At 69.9% G+C, this 21,558-nt stretch carries 22 protein-coding genes and 1 pseudogene; 8 read left to right on the forward strand and 15 right to left on the reverse strand.

Annotated elements, in window-relative coordinates:
- Positions 1 to 2: 2 nt before the first annotated feature.
- The 7 genes from A6I89_RS24975 to A6I89_RS19655 all read right to left on the reverse strand — a co-directional run bounded on the left by A6I89_RS24975 (position 3) and on the right by A6I89_RS19655 (position 6,623).
- Positions 3 to 128, reverse strand: coding sequence for a hypothetical protein (locus A6I89_RS24975; RefSeq protein ID WP_005516225.1), 126 nt, complete (start codon positions 126 to 128; stop codon positions 3 to 5).
- Between the two features lie 128 nt (positions 129 to 256).
- Entirely contained in the window at positions 257 to 478 is a 222-nt protein-coding gene (locus A6I89_RS19630) for a hypothetical protein (RefSeq protein ID WP_022593479.1), read from the reverse strand.
- Between the two features lie 73 nt (positions 479 to 551).
- The gene (locus A6I89_RS19635) at positions 552 to 2,654 is read right to left on the reverse strand and encodes a xanthine dehydrogenase family protein molybdopterin-binding subunit (RefSeq protein ID WP_022593481.1); all 2,103 of its coding nucleotides are present in this window, start codon (positions 2,652 to 2,654) and stop codon (positions 552 to 554) included.
- A complete protein-coding gene (locus tag A6I89_RS19640) occupies positions 2,651 to 3,643 on the reverse strand; it encodes an FAD binding domain-containing protein (RefSeq protein ID WP_022593483.1) in 993 nt (330 codons plus the stop codon). The genes A6I89_RS19635 and A6I89_RS19640 overlap by 4 nt, the downstream gene beginning before the upstream one ends.
- Positions 3,640 to 4,158, reverse strand: coding sequence for a 2Fe-2S iron-sulfur cluster-binding protein (locus tag A6I89_RS19645; protein ID WP_022593484.1), 519 nt, complete (start codon positions 4,156 to 4,158; stop codon positions 3,640 to 3,642). Before A6I89_RS19645 ends, A6I89_RS19640 begins: the two co-directional genes overlap by 4 nt.
- Positions 4,159 to 4,243: 85 nt before the next feature.
- Positions 4,244 to 5,260, reverse strand: coding sequence for a hemolysin family protein (locus A6I89_RS19650; RefSeq protein ID WP_022593486.1), 1,017 nt, complete (start codon positions 5,258 to 5,260; stop codon positions 4,244 to 4,246).
- Entirely contained in the window at positions 5,253 to 6,623 is a 1,371-nt protein-coding gene (locus A6I89_RS19655; protein WP_022593488.1) for a hemolysin family protein, read from the reverse strand. Before A6I89_RS19655 ends, A6I89_RS19650 begins: the two co-directional genes overlap by 8 nt.
- A 231-nt stretch (positions 6,624 to 6,854) precedes the next feature.
- Here A6I89_RS19655 and A6I89_RS19660 point away from each other — a divergent pair, with 231 nt between their 5' ends.
- Both A6I89_RS19660 and A6I89_RS19665 read left to right on the forward strand, forming a co-directional pair.
- Complete coding sequence (locus A6I89_RS19660) at positions 6,855 to 7,787, forward strand: D-isomer specific 2-hydroxyacid dehydrogenase family protein (protein WP_022593490.1); 933 nt, start codon at positions 6,855 to 6,857, stop codon at positions 7,785 to 7,787.
- A gap of 90 nt (positions 7,788 to 7,877) precedes the next feature.
- The gene (locus A6I89_RS19665) at positions 7,878 to 8,756 is read left to right on the forward strand and encodes an SDR family NAD(P)-dependent oxidoreductase (RefSeq protein ID WP_022593492.1); all 879 of its coding nucleotides are present in this window, start codon (positions 7,878 to 7,880) and stop codon (positions 8,754 to 8,756) included.
- Positions 8,757 to 8,771: 15 nt separating this feature from the next.
- On the opposite strand, the gene A6I89_RS19670 is transcribed toward A6I89_RS19665, so the two are convergent.
- From A6I89_RS19670 to A6I89_RS19685, 4 genes are all read right to left on the reverse strand, one after another.
- The gene (locus tag A6I89_RS19670; RefSeq protein ID WP_022593494.1) at positions 8,772 to 9,197 is read right to left on the reverse strand and encodes a PaaI family thioesterase; all 426 of its coding nucleotides are present in this window, start codon (positions 9,195 to 9,197) and stop codon (positions 8,772 to 8,774) included.
- Complete coding sequence (locus A6I89_RS19675; RefSeq protein ID WP_022593496.1) at positions 9,194 to 10,090, reverse strand: mycobacterial-type methylenetetrahydrofolate reductase; 897 nt, start codon at positions 10,088 to 10,090, stop codon at positions 9,194 to 9,196. The genes A6I89_RS19670 and A6I89_RS19675 overlap by 4 nt, the downstream gene beginning before the upstream one ends.
- The gene (locus A6I89_RS19680) at positions 10,087 to 10,848 is read right to left on the reverse strand and encodes an SAM-dependent methyltransferase (protein ID WP_060934567.1); all 762 of its coding nucleotides are present in this window, start codon (positions 10,846 to 10,848) and stop codon (positions 10,087 to 10,089) included. The genes A6I89_RS19675 and A6I89_RS19680 overlap by 4 nt, the downstream gene beginning before the upstream one ends.
- A 200-nt stretch (positions 10,849 to 11,048) precedes the next feature.
- Positions 11,049 to 12,149, reverse strand: a complete 1,101-nt coding sequence (locus A6I89_RS19685) for a glycerophosphodiester phosphodiesterase family protein (RefSeq protein ID WP_022593498.1) — start codon at positions 12,147 to 12,149, stop codon at positions 11,049 to 11,051.
- A gap of 236 nt (positions 12,150 to 12,385) precedes the next feature.
- Here A6I89_RS19685 and A6I89_RS19690 point away from each other — a divergent pair, with 236 nt between their 5' ends.
- The 3 genes from A6I89_RS19690 to A6I89_RS19700 are packed head-to-tail and all read left to right on the forward strand — an operon-like array spanning position 12,386 to position 15,071.
- The gene (locus A6I89_RS19690; protein WP_231814147.1) at positions 12,386 to 13,207 is read left to right on the forward strand and encodes a CPBP family intramembrane glutamic endopeptidase; all 822 of its coding nucleotides are present in this window, start codon (positions 12,386 to 12,388) and stop codon (positions 13,205 to 13,207) included.
- Entirely contained in the window at positions 13,204 to 14,409 is a 1,206-nt protein-coding gene (locus A6I89_RS19695; protein ID WP_022593500.1) for a sensor histidine kinase, read from the forward strand. The genes A6I89_RS19690 and A6I89_RS19695 overlap by 4 nt, the downstream gene beginning before the upstream one ends.
- On the forward strand, positions 14,406 to 15,071 hold the full coding sequence (locus A6I89_RS19700; protein ID WP_005516204.1) for a response regulator transcription factor: 666 nt from the start codon (positions 14,406 to 14,408) through the stop codon (positions 15,069 to 15,071). The genes A6I89_RS19695 and A6I89_RS19700 overlap by 4 nt, the downstream gene beginning before the upstream one ends.
- A gap of 26 nt (positions 15,072 to 15,097) precedes the next feature.
- Here A6I89_RS19700 and A6I89_RS19705 read toward each other — a convergent pair whose 3' ends face one another.
- The 3 genes from A6I89_RS19705 to A6I89_RS19715 all read right to left on the reverse strand — a co-directional run bounded on the left by A6I89_RS19705 (position 15,098) and on the right by A6I89_RS19715 (position 17,583).
- Positions 15,098 to 15,928, reverse strand: a complete 831-nt coding sequence (locus A6I89_RS19705) for an NAD-dependent epimerase/dehydratase family protein (RefSeq protein WP_005516203.1) — start codon at positions 15,926 to 15,928, stop codon at positions 15,098 to 15,100.
- 64 nt (positions 15,929 to 15,992) lie between these two features.
- Positions 15,993 to 16,397: a very short patch repair endonuclease gene (locus A6I89_RS19710; protein ID WP_022593502.1), complete on the reverse strand. Its 405-nt coding sequence runs from the start codon at positions 16,395 to 16,397 to the stop codon at positions 15,993 to 15,995.
- Between the two features lie 22 nt (positions 16,398 to 16,419).
- Positions 16,420 to 17,583: a DNA cytosine methyltransferase gene (locus A6I89_RS19715; protein WP_013414575.1), complete on the reverse strand. Its 1,164-nt coding sequence runs from the start codon at positions 17,581 to 17,583 to the stop codon at positions 16,420 to 16,422.
- A 125-nt stretch (positions 17,584 to 17,708) separates the two neighbouring features.
- On the opposite strand from A6I89_RS19715, the gene A6I89_RS19720 reads away from it, so the two are divergent.
- Entirely contained in the window at positions 17,709 to 18,614 is a 906-nt protein-coding gene (locus A6I89_RS19720) for a helix-turn-helix domain-containing GNAT family N-acetyltransferase (RefSeq protein ID WP_022593503.1), read from the forward strand.
- A gap of 88 nt (positions 18,615 to 18,702) precedes the next feature.
- Here the strand turns inward: A6I89_RS19720 and A6I89_RS19725 are convergent.
- A pseudogene (locus A6I89_RS19725) lies at positions 18,703 to 19,680 on the reverse strand (Clp protease N-terminal domain-containing protein); the annotation flags it as partial.
- A 163-nt stretch (positions 19,681 to 19,843) separates the two neighbouring features.
- Between A6I89_RS19725 and A6I89_RS19730 the strand changes: the two are divergent.
- Both A6I89_RS19730 and A6I89_RS19735 read left to right on the forward strand, forming a co-directional pair.
- Complete coding sequence (locus A6I89_RS19730; RefSeq protein WP_044990311.1) at positions 19,844 to 20,899, forward strand: hypothetical protein; 1,056 nt, start codon at positions 19,844 to 19,846, stop codon at positions 20,897 to 20,899.
- A 68-nt stretch (positions 20,900 to 20,967) separates the two neighbouring features.
- Positions 20,968 to 21,552, forward strand: coding sequence for a putative glycolipid-binding domain-containing protein (locus tag A6I89_RS19735; RefSeq protein WP_080559291.1), 585 nt, complete (start codon positions 20,968 to 20,970; stop codon positions 21,550 to 21,552).
- The last annotated feature ends 6 nt before the right edge of the window (positions 21,553 to 21,558 follow it).

Consider the following 21,558-nt stretch of genomic DNA (forward strand, 5'->3'; position numbering starts at 1 on the left):
GGTCAGCTGAAGGAAGCCAGCGTTCCCAGCACACCGAGGATCGTGGCGACCGCGGTGAGTGCGCCGGCGATGCCGCTCACGACCGGCTTGACCTCGGCGACGGACGTGGCGAACTCGGAAGAACTCATGACTGCTTCCCATCCATTTGTTTGTTTGATTGCGCAGATCGCGCGCTCGCAAGTTACCCCAAGGTAAGGCCGGGGTGTGCACCCTCCCCGGAATTCACCCGTGGATTCAACCGGCCCGGTCGGCCGGGTCAGTGACTCCAGCTCGAGGGCAGGATTGCCGCGACGGCGCCGAGGGCGAGGCCGGTGAAGACGACGAGCCAGAAGATCGCGAAGAGGGACCGGCCGAGGGCGAAGGCGATGGCGCCGGGAATCAGCGACAGCAGCACGAATGTCACCGCCACCGCCAGCCGCGACGCGGCCGTGTGCGCATGCGCCCGACCGCGGTGCGGTCCGTTCGGAGAAGCACTCATGATCTCGCCCCGCTCGGAACACCCCTATCGACTGACCCTACGCCGGATTTCGTCGGCTCAGCCGTCGGGCGTTTCAGGTCTCGCGAATATTCGGCAGGTGGGGGAGCAGGTCGTCCGCGTGGATCGGCAGTTCCCGCACGCGTGTCCCGGTCGCGTTGCAGACGGCGTTGACCACGGCGGCAGCGCTGCCGACATTTCCGATCTCGCCGGCGCCGCGGGAACCCATCGGGGTGGCGCGCTCGTCGACGTCGTCGAGCCAGATCGCGTCGATGTCCCGGACGTCCGCGTTCGTGGGGAAGTGATATGTCGCGAGATCCTGCGTGACGACGTGCCCGAACCGCCCGTCGCGGACGCTCTCCTCGAACAGCGCCATCGAGATCCCGAACGTCATGCCGCCGAGTAGCTGCGAGCGGACGGTGCGCGGGTTGACGACCCGGCCGATGGAGAACACCCCGAGCATGCGGGGAACGGTGATCTCGCCGGTGTGGATGTCGACCCGAGCTTCGACGAAATGCGCTCCGTAGGAATTGATTCGATAGTCGTCGTGGGGTTCGGTGTCCGCTTCCGCGGTCACTTCGGCTCCTGGGAGGGGATCGTCGCCGAACTTGGCGCGGAACTCGCGTGCGGCCGTCAGGATCGCCCCACCCCACGACGACGTCCCGGACGATCCTCCCGCGACGGTTCCGTACGGCAACGCGGTGTCGCCGATCTCGAGTGCGATGCGTTCGGGGTCGCAACCCAGGGCGTCGGCGGCGATGAGCGTGAGCGTGGTCCACGTGCCGGTGCCGATGTCCACGGCGCCGATCTGCACGCCCAGCCGACCGTCCTCGCGCAGTCGGATCGTGGCCTTCGAACCCGGATTGATCATGTGTGGGTAGGTGGCGCTCGCCACGCCGAATCCGACGAGCGTGTTCCCCTCGCGCCGACTCCCGGCCGGCCGCGGCCGCGTCTCCCACCCGAATCGGTGGGCGCCCTCCCGCAGGCAGTCGACCAGTCGGCGCGACCCCCACGGTTTGCCGCTTTCGGGGTCGACGGGCGGATCGTTGCGGACCCGCAGCTCGATCGGATCGATCCCACAGGCGTCGGCGAGCTCGTCCATCGCGACCTCACCCGCATACATTCCGGGGGCCTCGCCCGGGGCGCGCATCCAGTACGGCACCGGGACGTCGAGTGCCACGGCTCGGTGCGAGGTGCGCCGATGCGGCGCCGTGTACATCGACCGCGACGGGACCGCCGTCTGCTCGACGAACTCCTTGGTGTGCGAACTCTGCGAGTACGCATCGTGCACCAGCGCGGTGATGCCGCCGTCGCGGTTCGCGGCGATCCGGATGTGCGACGCCGTCGGTGGGCGATAGCCGACGAAGACGAACATCTGCTGCCGCGTCACCGGGAACTTCACCGCTCGGCCGGGCAGTGTCATCGCGGCCAGGGCGGCGAGCACGTCGTGCGCGTGCGGGGCGCCCTTGGAGCCGAATCCGCCACCCACGTGCGGCGCGATCACCCGGATCTGTTCCGGGGACAACCCGAGTATCGGCCCGAGTGTGTCCGCGACGCCGTGCGGCCCCTGGGTGGAGTCGTACAGCGTCAGTTCCTGTGCGTCCTCGGCCCACAGCGCGACGGTGGTGTGCGGCTCCATCGGATTGTTGTGCTCTTCCGGGGTGGTGTACCAGCCGTCGACGATCACCCCGTCGGCGCGGGCGCGGGCGAACGCAGTGTCGGGATCACCTTCCTCCGTGGAGGTCTCGTAGCCGCCGTTGGCGGATTCGGGGAGGTACATGCCCGCTGCGTCCGTACGAAACGTTGTGTCGTGAGCCCGGACGTCGTACTCGACGCGCACGAGCGTCTGCGCGTGACGCGCCTGCTCCGGGGTCTCGGCGATCACGGCACCGATCGGTTGCCCGCGGAACGCCACCTCGAGGCCCTGCAGCAGGCGGTACTCACCGTCCGAGGTGTCCTCCAGGCGCGGCGCATTCCACGGTGTGAGCACCGCCAGCACGCCGTCGGATCGTTCGGCCGCGGTGCTGTCGATGTCCACGATGGAACCGCGTGCAATCGTCGAGGTGATCGGGTACAGGAACGCCGGGGCGGCGACCGAGTGCTCGTACGCGTACGGCGCCGTTCCGGTTACCTTGGCGGGGCCGTCGATGCGCGCGAGGGATGTGCCGATGGCATTCACTGTGTCGCCTCCCCGGCAAGCTCCCGCAGCACGGCAACGGTGGCGCGTTGCAGCAGTGGGACCTTGAATCGGTTGCCGTCCAGGGGATGTGCCGACGCCAGTTCGGCGTCGACCGCATCGGCGAACGCGTCGACGTCCGCGGTGCGCCCCCGCAATGCCGCCTCGGCGCGCGTGGCCCGCCACGGCTTGTGCGCCACGCCGCCGAAGGCGATGCGGACACGGGTGACGACTCCGGCGTCGAGTCCCAGTTCCGCGGCGACGGAGACCAGCGCAAACGCGTACGACGCGCGCTCGCGCACCTTCCGATACGTCGACACCGCACCGGGCGCCGGCGCCGGCAGTTCGACCGCGAGGATCATCTCGTCGGGTTCCAGCACGGTGTCGATGTCGGGGTCGCGTCCCGGAAGCCGGTGGAAGTCTGTCACCGGGATGCGGCGCTGACCATCGGGCCCCAGCGCCAGCACCTGGGCGTCGAGCATTGCGAGCGCCACCGCCATGTCCGACGGGTGGGTCGCGACGCAAGCGTCCGAGGCGCCCAGAATGGCGTGATGCCGGGTGAATCCGCCGACCGCCGAACACCCGGTGCCGGGCTGCCGCTTGTTGCACGGCGTCGACACGTCCTGGAAGTAGACGCAGCGCGTGCGTTGGAGCAGGTTTCCGCCCGTCGTGGCCAGATTGCGCAACTGTGGTGACGCGCCGGCGACAAGTGCGCGCGACAACGCCGGATACCGTTCGCGGACAACGTGGTGGGCGGCCAGATCGCTGTTGCGCACGTTGGTCCCGATCCGGAGTCCGCCGTCGTCGGTCGGCTCGACGGAATCGAGTGGAATACGCGAAATGTCCACGACGAGTTGGGGGGTGGCGATGCCGAGCTTGAGGTGATCGACCAGGTTGGTTCCGCCGGCCAGCAACTTCGCGCCCGGGTTCTCGTGCAGCAGCGCCACCGCCGCGGGCGCGTCGGCGGGTCGCTCGTAGCGGAACGGGATCACGTGTCCGCAGCCTGCTCGTGGGCGACCTGTCGGACCGCGGCGACGATGTTGGGGTAGGCGCCGCACCGGCACAGGTTGCCGCTCATCCGTTCGCGGATCTCGTCGTCGGTCAACTCCGGTGCGGAGGTGAGGTCCTCGGTCACGTGACTGGGTGCCCCGTCCGCGGCTTCGGTGAGCATCCCCACCGCCGAGCACACCTGGCCGGGCGTGCAGTAGCCGCATTGGAACGCGTCCTGATCGATGAACGCCTGCTGGACAGCGTGGAGGCCGGAGTCCGACAGTCCGGACACCGTGACGATGTCGGCGCCGTCCTGCGCCACGGCGAGCGACAGGCACGTGGTCACCCGTCGGCCGTCCAGCAGCACCGTGCAGGACCCGCATTGGCCGTGGTCGCAGCCCTTCTTGGGCGAGAAGACGCCGAGGCGGTCACGGAGTGCGTCGAGCAGCGTCGTGCGGGTATCGACGGTGCAGGTCCGTTCGGCGCCGTCCACACAGAGGGTCACACGCATCTCCATGCCCAGGGACTACCCCCGGATCGGCGGGCGGAAACACCCACCGTGCGGAACCGGGGCGCCACTCCCGGTTCCGCCTTCGCCGTGGTCAGGCCGCGGTGCCCGCGGAGGGCATCAGCCGCGCCAGGACGTCGGCGAGGGTGATCAGCCCGATCAACCGTCCGGCGTCGTCTCGCACGATCGCGATGTGGCTGCGGGTGTTCCGCATCGTCGCGAGCGCCTCGTAGACCGGTGTCGCAGCCTGGACGGTGAGCACGTCGCGCATCAGATCGCGGGCCCGGGTCTCGGGCGCCGCGCCCAGGCTGTCGCGGACGTGCAGGACGCCCACGACGTCGGTGCCGCTGCGGACCAGCAGGCGCAGGTGCCCACTGGCATCGGCGGTCTCGCGGATCCGTTCGACGGGCGCATCCGCGTCGACACTGCTCGGCCGGTCGTTGGGGCGGACGATGTCGCCGACGGTGAGCGACTCGAGTTCCAGCGCGCTGGTGAGATGCCCGTGGTAGCGCTCGTCGAGCGTGCCGACGGTCGCCGAGTGCTCGACGAGGTGCCGCAGGGCCTCGGGATCCTGGCCCGACGCCACCTGGTCCACCGGCTGCACGCCGACCTTGACCAGGCACCAGTTCGCGGCCCGGTTCAGGATCACGATCAACGGCCGTGTGAGCCACATGAATCCGCGCATCGGGATCGCGAGCAGGGTGGCCGACTTCTCCGGGTGGGCGATCGCCCACGACTTCGGCGCCATCTCGCCGACCACCAGGTGCAGGAACGTCACGATGAGCAACGCGAGCACGAAACCGGCGACATCGGCCAGCCACAGCGGGGCGCCCCAGTCCGCGAACGCCGGCGTGAGCCAATGGTGCACAGCCGGTTTCGTCACCGCGCCGAGCGCGAGGGTGCACACGGTGATGCCGAGCTGCGAGCCGGCGAGGAGCACCGACAGCTCGGACGCGCTGCGCAACGCGGCGCGGGCCGAACGGCTGTTCGGGGCGGCGTCCTCGAGACGGTGCCGGCGGGCGGCGATGAGTGCGAACTCCACCGCGACGAAGAACGCGCTCGCGGCGATCAGCAGGACCGTGACGGCCAGGACGATCCACGGGTTACTCATCGACGGCGTCCCTCCGGTCGGTGTGGACGGTCGCGAACAGCGCCGACGGCACGTGCTTGTCGACGGCCCGGACCTCGATGTCCAGATACGTCGGTGGCGGCGGTTCGTCGGCGACGAGGTCGGCCGGATCGGCGGGCAGCTGGACGGTCACGGTGTCGCCCACCCGCGGGAGCCCGCCGAACTCGGCGATCACGAGGCCCGCGAACGTCTCGTAGTCGTCGTCCTCGGGCAGGTGCTCGTCGAGCACGCGGGCGACCTCGTCGACGTGCACGCCGCCGGGGATCAGCCAGCCGCCGTCGACGGCCTGCACCTCGGTGTCCTCGTGGGCGGGGTCGTGCTCGTCGGCGATCTCGCCGACGAGTTCCTCCGCCATGTCCTCGACGGTGACGACGCCGGCGAACCCGCCGTACTCGTCGATCACCAGCGCCATCTCGTCCTTCGCGGCCGTCAGCTGCGCCAGGACGTCGGGCAGCGGCAGCGTCGTCGGGACGATCACCGCCGCTCGGGCATGGTCGCCGGCCGTGCCGACGGGGTCGGCGCCGAGCAGGTCGTGGAGGTGGACGACGCCCTGCAGGTCGTCGCTGGTGGCGCCGACGACCGGGTAGCGGGTGTGCCCGGCGCCCATGCGGGCCACGACATCGGCGATCGGTTCGTCCGCGCGGACCACGTCGACCCGCGCCCGCGGGATCATCGCGTGCTCGGCGGTGCGAGTGGGGAAGTCGAGGATGCGGTCGAGCAGCGTCGACAGCTCGCGCGGCAGCTCGCCGGCGTCGCGGGACTCGGCGACGATGTGCTCGAGGTCGCGAGGGGTCGCCGAGTGTTCGACGTCGTGCACGGGCTCGATCTTGAGCGCACGCAGCAACAGGTTCGACGACTGGTCGAAGAGCCAGATCAGCCAGCCGAACAGCTTGAGGTAGAGCGTCGTGGACAACGCGAGGCGTCGGGCGACGGGTTCGGGTCGGGCGATGGCGAGGTTCTTCGGGAACAGCTCGCCGAAGACCATCTGCACGACGGTGGAGAACAGCACCGCGAGGATCGCGCCGACGGCGATGCCGACGCCGGTGGGGATCCCGATCCCGCCCATCAGTTCGCCGAGCCCGCGGCCGATGAGCGGTTCGGCGACGTAGCCGACGAGCAGACCGGTGACGGTGATGCCGAGTTGGGCGCCGGACAGCATGAACGAGGTGCGGCGGGTGACGCCGAGGGCGCGGGCCGCGGCGCCGTCGCCGGATTGGGCGCGCGCCTTCAGGCGGGACCGGTCGACCGCCATGTAGGCGAATTCCTGCGCCACGAAGTAGCCGGTCAGCGCGGTGATCGCCAGGACGACGGCGACACCGGCGACGATTCCGAGCAGGGTCAGCACGTGGACACCTCCACAGTGGTGGTGTCAGTGATGATCACACGTCGGACGACGGGTCTTCGAGGTTTGCGGGGCCTGCGTTTCATAGCCTTCTTTCTCTGTCGGTGGACATGTCCTACGAAAATAGGACGAATCACCCATGGGGATGGTTCCCGAGGTCTGCGATCCGATGCGACGACGCCTAGCCTCGGACCGAGATCCGGACGCCCGGGTCGTGCCGTGTGAGGAGAATCCGTGACGACGACGCCGACGCCCATCGCGCTGGGGCCCGAGCCCGACGACCTGCTCGTGGACGCCGTCGTCCGCGGCGGCGGACGCGTCGTCGACGTGACAGACGCCGAGGCACTCGTGTGGGCCGGCGACGACACGACGCGCTTCCCGGCGGAGCTGCCCGACTCGATCCGCTGGGTGCAGCTGCACTCGGCCGGCGTGGAGCACTGGTTCGATGCCGGGGTGATCCAGCGGCACCCCGACCTGGTGTGGACGTCGGCGGCCGGCGCGTTCTCCGCGACCGTCGCCGAGCACGCGTTCACGCTGCTGTTGGCGGGGGTGCGGGCGCTGCCCGAGCACCTGGCCGCCACCACATGGCGGCAGCGGGAGTTCTTCGACAAGGTCGGCACGCTGCGCGGCGCCCGCGTCGCGATCATCGGGGCCGGCGGCATCGGGCGCGCGATGATCCCGATGCTCACCGCGGTGGGGGCGACGGTGATCGCGGTCAACCGTTCCGGCCGGCCGGTGCCCGGCGCCGACGAGGTCGTGACCGCCGACCGGGTCGACGAGGTGTTCGGACGCGTCGACCACGTCGTCGTCGCGGCTCCGGCCACCGCCGACACCCGGCACCTCGTCGGGGCTCCGCAGCTCGCGAAGCTGGGGCCCCGGTCGTGGGTGATCAACGTGGCGCGGGGTCCGCTGGTCGACACCGACGCGGTCGTGGACGCTTTGCGGGACGGTCGGATCGGCGGCGTGGGACTCGACGTGACCGACCCGGAACCCTTGCCCGACGGCCATCCGCTGTGGACGCTGCCCAACGCGATCATCACCCCGCACGACTCGAATCCGCCGTCGGTCCGGTCGGGCGCGTTCGCCGATCACGTCGCGGAAAACGTGCGACGCTTCGTCGGCGGCGACGAGTTGGCGGCGCAGATCGACCCGGCGGCCGGCTACTGACCCGTCTCATCGCGAATTTTCTAGTCGAAATATCTCGTTCAACGGTCATCCGCGGGATGCGACCGGCGCCGTCGATCTAGCTTCGGCCGCATGACGCAGACATCCAGCCAGACCTTGCCCCTGCACGGGAAGAGTGCACTGATCATCGGTGGTGCAGGGGGCATCGGCGGCGCCGGCGCCCGGGCACTGCTCGCCGACGGGGCATCGGTCACGATCATGAGCCGGGACGAGGCGCGCATCGCGGCGTTCGCGTCCGAACTCGCGGCGGTGGCGCCGGCCGGTGCATCCGTCCGGCACATCGCCGGAGACTCGTTGGTCGAGGACGACGTGGCCGCGGCCGTCGCGCACGCGAGTGGGGACATCGGCTTGGACATCTGCGTCAGCACCGTCGGTCGCGGCAGCACGACGCCGTTGTTGCTGGGCGACGCGGAGAGCTTCACGAACGAACTGCGGATCAACGTCACCAGCGCGTTCGTCGCGATCAAGGCGTGCGTCCCTGCAATGGCCGCGGCCGGCGGCGGGTCCATGGTGTTCACGTCGTCGGTGATCGCCGCCCAGAGCTTCCCGTACATGAGTGGCTACTGCGCCGGCAAGGCTGGTCTCGAAGCGCTCGTCCGCACGGCCGCAGACGAATTCGGGCACCTCGGGATTCGTGTCAACTGCATCAGGCCGGGGTTGGTGAACTCGCCCGACAACCCCAAGGTGGCCGCGAGCTTCGAGGGTGACAGGCCCGCCGCCTTCCTGGAACAGACGCCGCTCGGCCGCCTCGGGGTCCCGGCCGACATCGCCGGAGCTATCCGTTTCCTCGCCGGCCCGGAGTCGTCTTGGGCCACCGGCACTTTCGTCACCGTCGACGGCGGCGCCCACCTGCGCCGGGCCCCCGACGTGCAGCAGCGGCTGCGTCAGGAGCTCGGCGACGACGTGGTCGACACGATCCTCGCCGGACGAATCCCCGGACGGGACAGCTAGGCAACGGCTTTCGCTTCAAGGTGCGGTCACCGGCAGTACCGTGCCCTGGGCGACGGCGCACAAGCGGGGGCTGCCGTCGTCCGCGATCATCTCGAGGCTGCACGTGCACACTGCGCGGCGGCGCCCGGCATGGGTGACCCGCGCGGTGGCGCGCAGCATGCGGCCCTGCGCCGGGCGCACGTACTCGACCGTCATCCCTCCCGTGAGTACACCCGGCCCGAGGGCCGTCCCGGCCGCGTAGGTGAGCGCGTTGTCGGCGGCATAGGCGAGCACCCCGCCGTGCAGGAAACCGTTCTGCTGCAGCAGGTCCGGTCGGGCATCGACCTCGAGCACGGCGCCGTACTCGTCGAACGAGACCAGTCGGGCACCGAGCAGCACGCTGAACGGTTGTGACGCCAGGTGGGCGCGGGCCTCGTCGAGACCGAGCCGAGGGGCGGTCACGATCGCACCGCCTGCAGCGGCGACCAGTGGTCGAGCAGCGCGCTGAAGGTCTCGCACGCGGAATCGGAGAGTCCGTACGGCGCTTCCAGGTGCACGCTCAGCGGGAACCCGAGGTCGCCGACGCCGTCGAGGATCCGACGGTAGAGGTCCACGAGGTCGGTGCGGCGTCGCTGCGGTGACCTCGCGGCGAGGCGCGCGACGAATGCCTGCTCCGGTGCCACGTCGGCGTTGCCGTCGTCGTGGAGCAGCCAGTCGATGAGGCGAACCCGCGTCTCGACGCCGGGGACGAAGCCGAACGACAACAAAATCTCCGGGCGGTGTTCGGAGCGGGCGGCGAAGGCGCGGAGGAATCCGACGATCCGGTCGGAGTAGAGCATTTGGGTGAGCGCGAACGTCGCGCCGTGCGCGCACTTGGTCTCGAACCGATCGAGTTCGCCGCGGCGTGTGGGCATAAGCACCACACCGCGGTGCGCGACTTGGCCCCGGAAGCGGGTGAGCGCCTCCTGTGGTGTGGGCCCCGGCGTGTCGGCGACCGGGGACCCGTGCGGTTTGCCGACGAAGACGACACCGTCCATCCCGGCACCGACGAGTTTGCGGACCCGGTCGGCCAGCGCCGATTCGGTCTCGAAGACGGTGACCTGGGTGCACAGACCCGACACGGGCGCGAGCGCCGGCCGGAGCGCGGTCCAGACGTCCAGAATGTCCATTCGCGGGGTCAGCGGCACCGGGCGCGCCCCGTCCTCGGGGATGATGCCGGGAACCAGCACATGCCCGAGACGCTCGAGTAGTCCGTGCTCGTGACAACGTTCGGCCACGGCCCGTGCCGCCTCGACCGCCGACGCGGTCCGCTCCGGCGGGGCCAGTTCCAGGGCCACCGTGCGCAGGGCGCTCAAGTGCGTTCGGCCGTCGCGAGCCAGGCCGGCACGAGCAGCCGGCCACGGTCGTCGACCTGCATGTCCGCAGCGGCCGCGGCGACCGGGGAACCGGGCTGCGTCGTCATCTCGTCCTGAGTGAAGGCCGTGGTGTAGGTGGTCGGTTCGATGCGCTGCACCGTCCATCCCGCCGCGGTGAGAGTGTCCCGGAGATTGTCCTCGGTGATGCGGTACGGCCCGGGAAAGCCGTCCGGCACCCGGTCCGAGAAACAGACCACGTGCAGGCGGGCCTGCGGGCGGCACGCCCCGAACAACGACGCCGCGTAGCGGTGGCGCTGGTCCTCGGGGAAGCAGTGGTAGAGCGCGCTGTCGATGACCGACACGAATCGGTCGGCATAGTCGGACAGATCCGTCGCGTCGGCCACCTCGAACTCGACTCCACGCTCCATACCGCGCTGTCGGGCGCGTTCGCGGGCGATGTCGATCGCGGCGGGTGCGGCGTCCAGTCCCCACACCCGGTAGCCGCGCGAGGCGAGGAAGAGCGCGTTCTCGCCCGGTCCGCAACCGATGTCGAGCACCTCGCGGGCGAACTGGCCGCTCGACTCGAGCGCCCGCACCGCCGGTTGGGCCTCGCCGATGTCCCACGGCACCCGATCGAACGTGAATCCGGGAGCGGTCGGCTCGGCGTCGGCATTGACGGCGGCGAAGTCCCCGCGATAGAGCGCGTCGAAATCTCCGACCTTCGGCGGGGGAGTCGATTGGGGAACATCGGCATTCATGAAATGCTCCTTCCTGCTCTGGTCTCTCCCGATCGGGTCGGCGCAGAGCTTGCGCAGAGGCGGGCGAGTTGCCGGGCAGCGTGTCCGGATACCCGTCCGGCGGCGGCGCACGGGCGGACAGTCCGTTACCGATGGTACCGAGAAAGCCGACGATGCCTCCGCCGATTACTCGACGGAGGCATCGATTTCGCCTCGGCGGCCTACTTCTTCGCGGCCGGGGCAGGCAACTCCAGGCCGCGCTCGGTGAGGACGGTGCGCAGACGGTCCGGCCGGTCGGTGATGATTCCGTCCACCCCGAGGTCCATCAGCACGTGCATGGTCTCGGGGTCGTTGACGGTCCACGGGACGACATCGATGCCACGGGCATGTGCTGCTTCGACCATCTCCTTTGTCACGTACAGGGTGAAGCCGGGATCGGAGACTTTGCCGCCCTGCGGGTTTCCCTGCACGGGGGAGTATGCGGACGCCCCGAACGTGGCGATCGCCGCGATCGCATCGCCGCCGAAGTCGTCGATGTCGAGTCCGCCCAGCCAGGGCGAGGCGCCGTCCTTGCCGACCTGCAGGAAGTCACCGTTGGTGAGCGCGACGGTGGGTACCGACGGCTCGAGATCGCGGGTGAGCATCAATGCGCCCCAGTCGAAACTCTGGATCGTCACCCGATCGAGCATGCCGGCGTCGCGGATCGTGTCCAGGACGGTACGGACGAACTTCTCGCGGGGAGCGGTCTCGGACGGTGCGCCGGCCTCCACTTTGGTCTCGATGTTCATCTTCACGTCCGGAGCGTTGTACGACTCGACGAGGTCGAACACCGCGGCCAGCGTCTGGATCTTCGCGCCGGGGACGGTCTGCTGCTCGAGGTGGTCAGCCAGTTGCAGTGAACCGCAGTCCATGGTCTGGATCTGGGCGAGCGTGAGGTCCTTGATGAACTTGCCGACATACGGGAACTCGGGGTCGCCGGTCGTGACGGGCGCGGTGTCCTGGCACTTCTTGTTCGAGATCTTGCGGTCGTGGGTCACGACGGCGATCCCGTCCTCGGTGATCTGGGTATCGAGTTCGAGTGTGGTGACGCCCATTTCGAGCGCGTTGGCGAACGCTTCGAGGCTGCTCTCGGTGAACAGGCCCAGACCTCCGCGGTGAGCCTGGACGTCGAAGACTGCATCAGTCTGTGAACCGGTGCTGCCCAGCGAGCCGCTCCAATCGAGGCTGCCGGTGGCGGACGCGGTGGCCGGGGTCAACGCGGCGAGGGGCAGGGCGGTGAGGGAAGTGACGGCGATAGTGGACAGTGCCCGACGGATATTCATGCCGCGAAAACTATGCGCAGGCCGTGGCCGCCCGATGGTCGGAAGGTAAACGAAAGGTAATGATCTGAGCTATTTCGATCGCGCCACATCGTCTCTCGGTGCCCGTCCCGGGGTAGCGCACACGCCACCCCGAGACGGTCCTGTGGGCTACAGAGATTCGCGGCTGCACGCCGTGAAGTGGAGGCATGACAACTGCACCGCCCGTTCCGACATCGGTAACCGACCGTGACCGTTGCGTGCGCAGGCGCGGAGTCGGCTGGTTCCTCGCCCTCGCCTTCGGGGCGTCCTGGATTCCGTGGGCGATCGTCTGGGCGGCCGGATACTCCCTCGACGACCCGATCGTCCAACTGCTCACCGCGGCATTCGTGCCCGCGCTCGCCGCGATCGTCACGCGCCGCTGGATCACCCGTGAAGGGTTCGCGGACGCGGGGCTGAGGCCACGTCTGTCCGCTGCCTGGACCTCCTACGTGATCGCCGCGCTGCTGCCGATCGGGATCCTCGCGACCGCGTCGGCGTTGGCGGCGGCCACTGGGGTGTGGGACGTCGCCGCGTGGCAGTTCGGGCGGGACGATCTGCTGTTCGTGGGGTTCGCGCTGGTGGTGCCGGTGGTGGCTGCGCCGATCTTCTGGGGCGAAGAGTTCGGTTGGACCGCCTACCTGCGTGACCGGTTGGTGCCGGGCCGGCCGGTCGCGACGACGTTCGCGACCGGCCTGATCTGGGGGGTATGGCACTGGCCGCTGCCCTGGGTGGGGTACTTCGGGTCCGGCGGCACTGCGAGCGACGCCGTCGTCGCGATGCTGTTGTGGCTGCCGCTGTCGGTGCTCCTGGAATTCGTGATCGGTTGGCTGTGGAGCCGGAGCCGATCGGTGTGGCCGCCCGCGATCCTGCACGGCGGCAGCAACCTGGTGGTGGCCGTCGGCCTCGAGCGTTTCGTGGGCTCGGGTGGTCACGCGAGTGCCGCTACCCTCCTGATGTGCGCTGCGTACGTACCGGTCGTTCTCTGCATCGTGGCAGCGTCGATCATGCGTGAGCGTCGGAAGGCGGGGGTGGAGCAGTGACGGACAGTGTCGGGGCGGCCCTGCGCACCGGCCCGCGCTACCTCGGTACCCGGTGGCCGTGGCGGTCGCTCGCGTGCCTCGTCGTCGCGGGCATCCTCTCGTGCGCCACTGTGATCGGCATCGTCCCGGTTCTGCTGATGGGGCTCACGCGGCGACTGCGCACGGCGTTGTGGGAGCCGATGCTGCGAGCGCACTGCGCGCGGCTGCGGTTGATCGACCCGTCGGTCGCGGAACGTGCGGACGCGGAGGTGCGGACCTCCGCCGACGAGCAGCGGGTGCCGACCGTGCGGCACGTGGCCTATGTGCTGGCGGCGGCGGTCTCCGGCGGTGTCGCCGCTCTCCTGGCGGTGTTCGCCGTCGTGATCGTCGGGGTGCTCCTCGCGGCACCTCTCGTCGTGCGGGACGACCGCTTCGACCTCGGCGCATGGACCGTCGAAACCGTCTCGGGTGCTTGGGGACTGGCGTTGTGCGGCGTGGTGGTTCTCGCCCTCCTGGCGGTGGTCGCCGGTGGTTGGGCGGCTGCGGAGGCGCAACTGGCCCGACTGCTGCTCGGGTTCGATGCCGACCCGTGGCGTCTCGAGGCCGCCCGACTGGAGACGACGCGATCGGCGCTGCTCGACGCGGAGGGATCCGAGCGGGCGTTGCTCGAATCGGAACTGCACGACCGGGTCCAGCACCGGTTGGTCGCGCTGTCGATGAGCCTCGGGTTGGCGGAGGCCGCCGACGCGGACGGGCCCGCCGGCCGGCTCGCCGCCGACGCGCATCGTCAGGTGGACGAGACGCTCGCCGAACTGCGCGCCGTACTGCTCGGGTACTCCCCGCGGGCGCTGATCGAGCGGGGGCTCGCTCCCGCGCTCGCGGATCTGGTCGCGGACGTCCCGCTGGACGTCGACGTCCGACTCGACGGGCTGTCCGATCGGCGGCTGCCCGCGCCCGTCGAGCACATGTCGTACGTGCTGGTGTCCGAGGCCCTGACGAACGCGGTTCGGCACGCTCGGGCGCGGCACGTCACGGTCCGCGGAGGCCGCGTCGGCGGCACGTGGGTGTTGACCGTCGCCGACGACGGCGTCGGGGGCGCACAGCTCGCGGCCGGGCGCGGTCTCGACAGGCTGAGTGGTCGCGTCGGCGCCGTCGATGGAACCCTCGCCGTGACAAGCCCCGTCGGGGGACCGACGACGATCCGGATGGAGTGCCCGGTGTGACATCGACGGAACGGCCGCTGCGGATCGTGCTCGCCGAGGACAGCCCGCTGCTCAGAGCGGGCGTGGAGAGCGTGCTCGCCTCCGCCGGACACGACGTGTGCGCCGCCGTGGGGGACGCCCCGACGCTCCTGCACGCGTGGGAGGCGTACCGGCCGGACCTCGTCGTCACCGATGTCCGGATGCCGCCGACCAACACGGACGACGGGTTGCGGGCGGCCGCCGCGATCCGGAAGCGGGAGCCCGCACTGCCCATCGTCGTGCTGTCCCAGTACGTCTCGGTGGCGTATCTGGACGAGCTTCTCGACGACGACGCGGAGGGCGGTGTCGGGTACCTCCTCAAGGAGCGTGTCGGTCACGTCCGCCAGTTCCTCGACGCGGTGGCCCGGGTGGCGCGCGGCGAGGCGATCATCGATCCGGACGTCGTGCGGGCACTCGTGAAGGCGACCAGGAGTCGGGGTCCACTCGCGGCACTCACCCCGCGCGAGCGGGAGGTGCTCGCGCTGGTCGCCGAGGGGCACACCAACACCGGCATCGCGCAGCGGCTGACGGTGTCCGAGGCGGCGGTGCGCAAGCACATCGGATCCATCTTCTCCAAACTGCCGTTGGAGGACGGCGATCGGCGAGTGCAGGCCACGCTCGTCTACCTGCGCTCGCTCGGATGACCGCCGACGGTCGCCCGCAGCCCGCGTCAGCCCGACATCCCCATCCGCCACGACGGATACTTCGGCACCCAGCCGAGGTTGCGCGCCTTGACGTTCGACGCGCCGCGGCCCGCCCCCGGGCTCAGCCCGGTCGGGGTCTGTCCGCCCACCCAGCGGCAGAACACCGGCAGCCACTGGTCCGGACCGGCCGGTTCGTCGTCGACGACGTTGACGATGCCTGCGGGCCAGCCGAGTGCGGCGACGGTGGGAGCGACGGTGTCGGCGATGTGCAGGAAGCTCTCGATTCCGTTGCCGCTGAACACCCCGTCCCGGGCGGCACGGCCGAAATCGCCGTCCGGGGAGTACCACGTGCCGGGGCCGTACAGCTTGCCGTAGCGCAGGATCACGTGGTCCGGGATCTCCCTGGCCGTGTGCTCCATCGCGACCACGCCCTCGATGGTGCGCGCGCTGGGTCCGGTGGCCTCGCGCAGCGGCACCGTCTCGTCGGCCAGGCCGTCGCCGTCGGCGTAGAGCCACGCGATGCTCTGGGTGATCAGGCGTTGCACGCCGTATCGGCGCATCGCGTCGACGAGGTTGCGGGTGCCGACGATGCGCAGTTCGGCGTTGGCCTCGAGGTCGACGGCGGAGAGGTCGGTGAGCTGATGGATCACCGCGTCGGGGCGCGCCTCGGCGATCGCGTGCTCCACCGACGCGAGGTCGAAGGCGTCCATCCGGACGACGGTGGCACCGGCGTCGTGCAGTTCGGGACGGGAGTCCGGATTGCGCGAGGTGCCGATCACGGCGTGGCCCTGCGCGATCAGTTCCCGGGTCAGTGGCAGTCCGACGACGCCCCCGGCGCCGGCGACGAGGATCCTCATGTCGACGAGCCTAGGAAACTCGCGGCGTCCACACCGGTTTCGCGGCCGATTCGAGACCGACCGATCACGCGGCCCGCAGTGCCGCCTGCACCCGATCCGCCGCTTCCGTCGGGTCCTCGTGTTCCCAGATCCGCACCACCGTCCAGCCCGCGTCCGCGAGCCGGGTGTCGGTGTCGCGATCGCGAACGACGTTGGCGGCCAACTTGTCCGCCCACCATTGCGCGTTGTTCTTCGGGGAGGTGGCGTGCTGTGGGCAACTGTGCCAGAAGCAACCGTCGACGTAGACCGCGACGCGGCGGCGGGGGAACACCAGGTCGGCGCGCCGTCGCAACCCGCGTAGCGGCGCCCGATCGACGAAGAACCGGGCCCCGCGGCGGTGCAGTTCGCGGCGCAGTGCCACCTCCGGCGCGGTGTCGCGGCGGCGTTGCGCCCGCATCCGGGCGCTGGTCAGGGGATCGGTCGAGGGCATCGACACCATCCTCGCACCGCGATCAGGCAACCGCTTCGGGGTAGCCGCCCATCCGGTCGAGGTGGCTCTCGACGTCGTCGAGGAAACCGGGCACGAACCGCAGGCTGCCGGTGCGGGCGCGCTTGAGGAACCCGGCCGTCGCGCGCGCGGACAGCAGCTGCGAGTGCTCGAGGAAACCGCTGAGGTCCTCGTACGGTTCCTGCACCGGCCAGTGCGACTCGTGCACCCGGAACGCCTGCCGGTTGCGGCCCCACGCCGCGCTGGGCCACGCGTCGCCCGGCTTCAGCGGGGTCTCGTGGTCCGGGCTGTACGCGATGCGGTCGACGAGGCGTCCGCCCACCCACTCGGCCATCCGCACGCTCACCGCGTTGCCGACCAGGCGCCAGCGGTGCCCGTTGCGGATGCCCTTCAGTTCGGTGGCCGGGGCCGTCCAGTCGGGGTCGAAGCCCTGCAGGCGTTCGGCGTCGATCAGGCCGGGCGTCACGATCTCACCCGACGGCAGCCGTACCGCCGGGGGAGAGGCGATTCCCACCGTCGACCCGCCCTTGAGCGTGGGCACCGCGTTGACGGCCCAGCCGAGCCCGCGGATGCCCTCGGTCCAGTAGAAGCCGCACGGGAACTGCGACGGGTCGCCCTCGTCGGGCAGGCCCGCATCCTGCCCGAACAGCACCTCGCGGGGGTCGTCGGTCCGCGAGGCCAACATCAGCACCCGCTGGCGGCGCTGCGGCAGCCCGAACGCCCGGGCATCCACCACCCGGTACGCCCACGTGTAGCCGAGGTCCTCGAGCGCGTCGGTGATGTGCCGCATCGCGGCACCGCGGGAGAGGTTGAGCATGAACGGGACGTTCTCGATCAGCAGCCAGCGCGGCCCTTTCTTGCGCTTGACCAGACGGAACACCTCGTCGACCAGGCCGGAGCGGGCGCCGGTGATGCCGGCCGTCCTGCCGGCCTGGGACAGGTCCTGGCACGGGAAACCCGCGGCGACCAATTCCGTGCGCTGCGGCAGCGAGCGCAGCCGGGTGACGTCACCGTGCAACTCGACGTCCGCGAACCGGGTACGCAGAACCTGCTGGGCGCCCGGGTCGATCTCGCACAGCAGCTCGGTCTCCCAGCCGTGGCTGCGCAGCCCCAACTCCACCCCGCCGATGCCGGCGAACAGCCCCACCATGTTCCCCGTCGACGTCACGGCACCCTTCCTCACGCACAGATACAGGAGCACGTTACTCGAGTCCTCCGAGGTGGCTGCGTCACGCCGCCTGCCCGCTCGGTTCGGTGTCGCCGCTGCGCATTTGCCTGACTATAGTCAGGCAAATGCGAGACTTACCGAAGGACTCTGCGGCACTGCGCTCGTTCAACATGAACATCACCGAGCAGTTGGGTGTGCTGCACGATCGCTACCTGGATCTCCCCCGCCCGTACTCGCAGGCGCGAATCCTGTGGGAGGTGGGCCACGACACCGTCCGGGTGCGCGATCTGCGTGCGCGTTTCGACCTCGATTCCGGTTACGCCAGTCGCCTCCTCTCGGCTCTCGCCGACGACGGGGTACTGCGCATCGAGCCCGATCCGCACGACGGGCGCGGACGGGTGGTCACGCTCACCGCCGGCGGCCGGAGGGAATACGACGCCCTCGAGAAGGCGTCGCAGGACCGAGCCGAGCGGATCATCGGGGCACTGCCGGACCGTCAGCGCGCCGAACTGCTGGCCGCGATGGGCACCGTGACGCGCCTGCTCGACGCCGCTGCCGTCGAGATCGCAGTCGCCGATCCCGACTCGGAGGCGGTCCGCTTCTGCTTCGGCCGCTACTTCGACGAACTGGACGAGCGGCTCGACCTGGGTTTCGACCCGGCCGCGAGTACGCCCGCCGACGGCGACGAACTGCGCGCCCCCAACGGCGCCGTCCTGATCGCAGACCTACGTGGGGCACCGATCGGTTGTGGCGCCGTCAAACTGCACGACGGTGTCGCGGAGATCAAACGCATGTGGGTGTCCCCGGACGCGCGCGGTCTCGGCCTCTCGCGCCGACTGCTCGGCAACCTCGAGGCCCGCGCCGCCGATCACGGCGCACGCCTGGTCCGTCTCGACACCAATGCCGCACTCACGCAGGCCGTCACGCTGTACGAGCGCTCCGGCTACCGGCGTATTCCGCCGTACAACGACAATGCCTACGCCACCCACTGGTTCGAGAAGGACCTCCTGCCCGCGCCCGCGCCCGAGTAGGTCCGTGCGCCCGCGGCCGACTGATCGCTCACCTCGGACGCACGGATCACCGTCAGGTCTCCGACGACGCCTTCTCCGGTTCGGTCGGCAACGAGCCCTCACCCAGCGCCGGCTTGAGTAGATTGCCGGCATCCATCGCACCCTCGCCGCCCGCTCCGGCGCCGACGATGGTGTGCAGCTCGTCGATGAACAGCACCAGTTCGTCCGAGTGCGCCTTGACCTCGTCGAGAATCTTCGTCAACCGCTCCTCGAATTCACCGCGGTACTTGGTGCCCGCGACGAGCGAGCCGACGTCGAGCGCCACGACGCGTCGGTCGGTGAGCGTCGACGGCACGTCGCCGTTGACGATGCGCTGCGCGAGACCTTCCACGATCGCGGTCTTGCCGACACCGGGATCGCCGATGAGGACCGGATTGTTCTTACGGCGGCGGGACAGGATCTCGATGGTCTGCTCCACCTCCTTGGCGCGCCCCACCACGGGGTCGACGTTGCCGGCGCGGGCCTCGGCGGTGAGGTCGCGGCCGTACTCGTCGAGCGTCGGCGTGGAACTCGGCGGCGCCGACGACTTCTCGCCTTCGATGGTGGCGCCGAGCAGCGCCTTGCCGGCGGGGCTCTCGGAGTTCGCGGCGATGCCGATCAGGATGTGCTCGGGGCCGATGTAGCTGCTGCCGGATTCGCTGGCCTGCTGCTGCGCCGTCCGGAGTGCGAGCTTGGCCGCCGGACTGAGGCTGGGTGCACCGGGTGTCGTCTTCGGCGTGCCGTGCTTGTCCAGGTGCGCGGCCATCTTCGACGCCAACTCGTCCGGGTCCAGATTGATGCTGCTGAGCACGCCACGCGTCGGATCGTTCTGCGCCGCCGCGTACAGCAGATGCTCGGGGGTGATCTCACTGTTCCCCCATTCGCTCGCCGCGTCGCGCGCGGTGGCGATGAGGCGCCGGGCGTCGTCGTTGAGCAACCGCCCGAGATCGACGCGCTGCACCGGGGGCTGGGACGACAGTCCCGATCCGAAGAACCTCGCGAAAATGTCGTCGAAGGGACTGTCCATGCGTCCCCAACCTTCGGTCATGTCCTATCCTCCAAATCTCTGCACACAGCTATCTGGTTCGGACTCGTCCGCACTCTCGGTGGACTCACCCTCAACCTTGCGGCCACCGTGAGGGAATGTAAAGAGTCTTCGTACCCCGTCGCCGGCGCCGGCCGTCGACGACGACCGAAAGGGTTTGCGCCGCATGGCGACAATCAGCACGCCACCCGAACGGGCGTCCAGGGTTCGGAATCCGAGACTGTTGCGTGATGCCCAGGCCGGTGCGTTGGTCGAGGCGTTCGTCGTCATCGGGATCCTCACGATCCTCGTCACACGCGCCTACCTGCACGCGACGGGGTACCCCCAGATCGGTGGTTCCACGCTGCACATCGCGCACGCGCTGTGGGGCGGCCTCGGCATGGTCGTCGCGCTCGTGGTGGTCTTCTCGTTCCTGGGCGCGCTGCCGCGGATGGTCGCGGTGGTGGCCGGCGGCATCGGTTTCGGGCTGTTCCTCGACGAGGTCGGCAAATTCGTCACCCAGACCAACGACTACTTCTTCCAGCCCTCCGTCGCGATCATGTACGTCGTCGTCGTGGCGCTGCTGTTGGTCAACCGCTGGATCCACGACAACCGCACGCAGTCCGCCGCGGAAGACCTCGTCAATGCCGCCGGCACCGCGGCGGACGGCCTGATCCACGGCCTCACCCCGGAGCGTCTCGCGCGGGCGCGGCGGCAGTTGCGGCGGGCTGCGGCGGCGGGCGTCGACCCGGGCGCGATCGCGGGCGTCGAGGACCTGCTGTCGCGGTGCGCGCCGCGCCGCAACGGGCGGCTCGGCGCCACCGGAACGTGGCTGCGCGTGCACCTCTCCCGAGTGTCCGACGGCCCGCGCGCGGTGTGGGTCGCGGCGGTCGCTCTCGCCCTGTTCTCCACGGCCGGCGTGGTCAATGCGATCGTCACGCTCGCCGAGGATCTCGAGGGCGGTACCGGCACCGACATCACCACGATCGGTCAGATGTGCGGGTCGACCGTCGCGTTCGTGCTGTGCTGGGTCGCGATCGCCCGACTGCGCGGCGGCCGGATCTGGCCGGTGCGGATGCTCCGGATCGCGGCGCTCGTGACGATCCTGCTGACGGAGATCTTCAACTTCGTCGCCGAGGAGTTCGGCGCGCTCATCAACGTCGCGGTGGGCCTGAGCGCGCTGGTGGTGTTCTCGCGCCGCATCTCGGTCCTCGAACGCGAACAGGTCGAATTGTCCGAATGACGACGCGGGCGAACCAATCTCACCCGCCGTCCCCGCCTGGACGGCCGTCGTCGCCTAACGTAGAAGCCGTGAGCAATCCGAGTCCTGCGTCGCACTGGCCTGCCGTTCTGACGTGGCGTGCCCACTCCGCGCCCCGCATGGAGTCCGTGCGCGTGCAGATGAGCGGGAACCGGATCAAGGCCACGGGCCGCATCGTCGGTGGCGCGTGCCCCGAACATCCCGCGTTCAGCGCGTCCTACGACCTGGTGACCGACGAGAACGGGGTCACCCGCCGACTGTCGCTGCACACGGCCCTCGCCGCGGGGGAGCGGCACATGTCGATCAGCCGCGACGAGGAGGGCGTCTGGATGGTCGAGACCGGCACCACGCACCTGCGGTCCGGATTCGCCGGAGCCAAGGACGTCGACGTCGTGCTGAGCCCGTTCTTCAACACCCTTCCCATCCGCCGCTTCGGCCTGCAGCACGAGTCCGAGGACATCCAGGTCCCCGTCGTGTACGTCAATCTGCCCGACCTCGCGGTGCAGGAGGCCTCGCTCACCTACAGCAGCGGCGCCGACGGCATCCATGTGCTCTCGCCGGTGTCGTCGTCGTCCATCAAGGTCGACGCGGACGGTTTCGTGCTCGACTACCCGGGACTGGCCGAACGGATCTGACGGGTC

The sequence above is a fragment of the Prescottella equi genome, assembly GCF_002094305.1.
In the GTDB taxonomy this organism is placed as follows: domain Bacteria; phylum Actinomycetota; class Actinomycetes; order Mycobacteriales; family Mycobacteriaceae; genus Prescottella; species Prescottella equi.

What these genes read in the sequence shown, in the direction of transcription:
- A6I89_RS24975 (WP_005516225.1), bottom strand. Translation starts at nt 128, where the DNA reads ATGAGTTCTTCCGAGTTCGCCACGTCCGTCGCCGAGGTCAAGCCGGTC.
- A6I89_RS19630 (WP_022593479.1), bottom strand. Translation starts at nt 478, where the DNA reads ATGAGTGCTTCTCCGAACGGACCGCACCGCGGTCGGGCGCATGCGCAC.
- A6I89_RS19645 (WP_022593484.1), bottom strand. Translation starts at nt 4,158, where the DNA reads ATGGAGATGCGTGTGACCCTCTGTGTGGACGGCGCCGAACGGACCTGC.
- A6I89_RS19650 (WP_022593486.1), bottom strand. Translation starts at nt 5,260, where the DNA reads ATGAGTAACCCGTGGATCGTCCTGGCCGTCACGGTCCTGCTGATCGCC.
- A6I89_RS19665 (WP_022593492.1), top strand. Translation starts at nt 7,878, where the DNA reads ATGACGCAGACATCCAGCCAGACCTTGCCCCTGCACGGGAAGAGTGCA.
- A6I89_RS19680 (WP_060934567.1), bottom strand. Translation starts at nt 10,848, where the DNA reads ATGAATGCCGATGTTCCCCAATCGACTCCCCCGCCGAAGGTCGGAGAT.
- A6I89_RS19685 (WP_022593498.1), bottom strand. Translation starts at nt 12,149, where the DNA reads ATGAATATCCGTCGGGCACTGTCCACTATCGCCGTCACTTCCCTCACC.
- A6I89_RS19705 (WP_005516203.1), bottom strand. Translation starts at nt 15,928, where the DNA reads ATGAGGATCCTCGTCGCCGGCGCCGGGGGCGTCGTCGGACTGCCACTG.
- A6I89_RS19710 (WP_022593502.1), bottom strand. Translation starts at nt 16,397, where the DNA reads ATGCCCTCGACCGATCCCCTGACCAGCGCCCGGATGCGGGCGCAACGC.
- A6I89_RS19720 (WP_022593503.1), top strand. Translation starts at nt 17,709, where the DNA reads ATGCGAGACTTACCGAAGGACTCTGCGGCACTGCGCTCGTTCAACATG.
- A6I89_RS19730 (WP_044990311.1), top strand. Translation starts at nt 19,844, where the DNA reads ATGGCGACAATCAGCACGCCACCCGAACGGGCGTCCAGGGTTCGGAAT.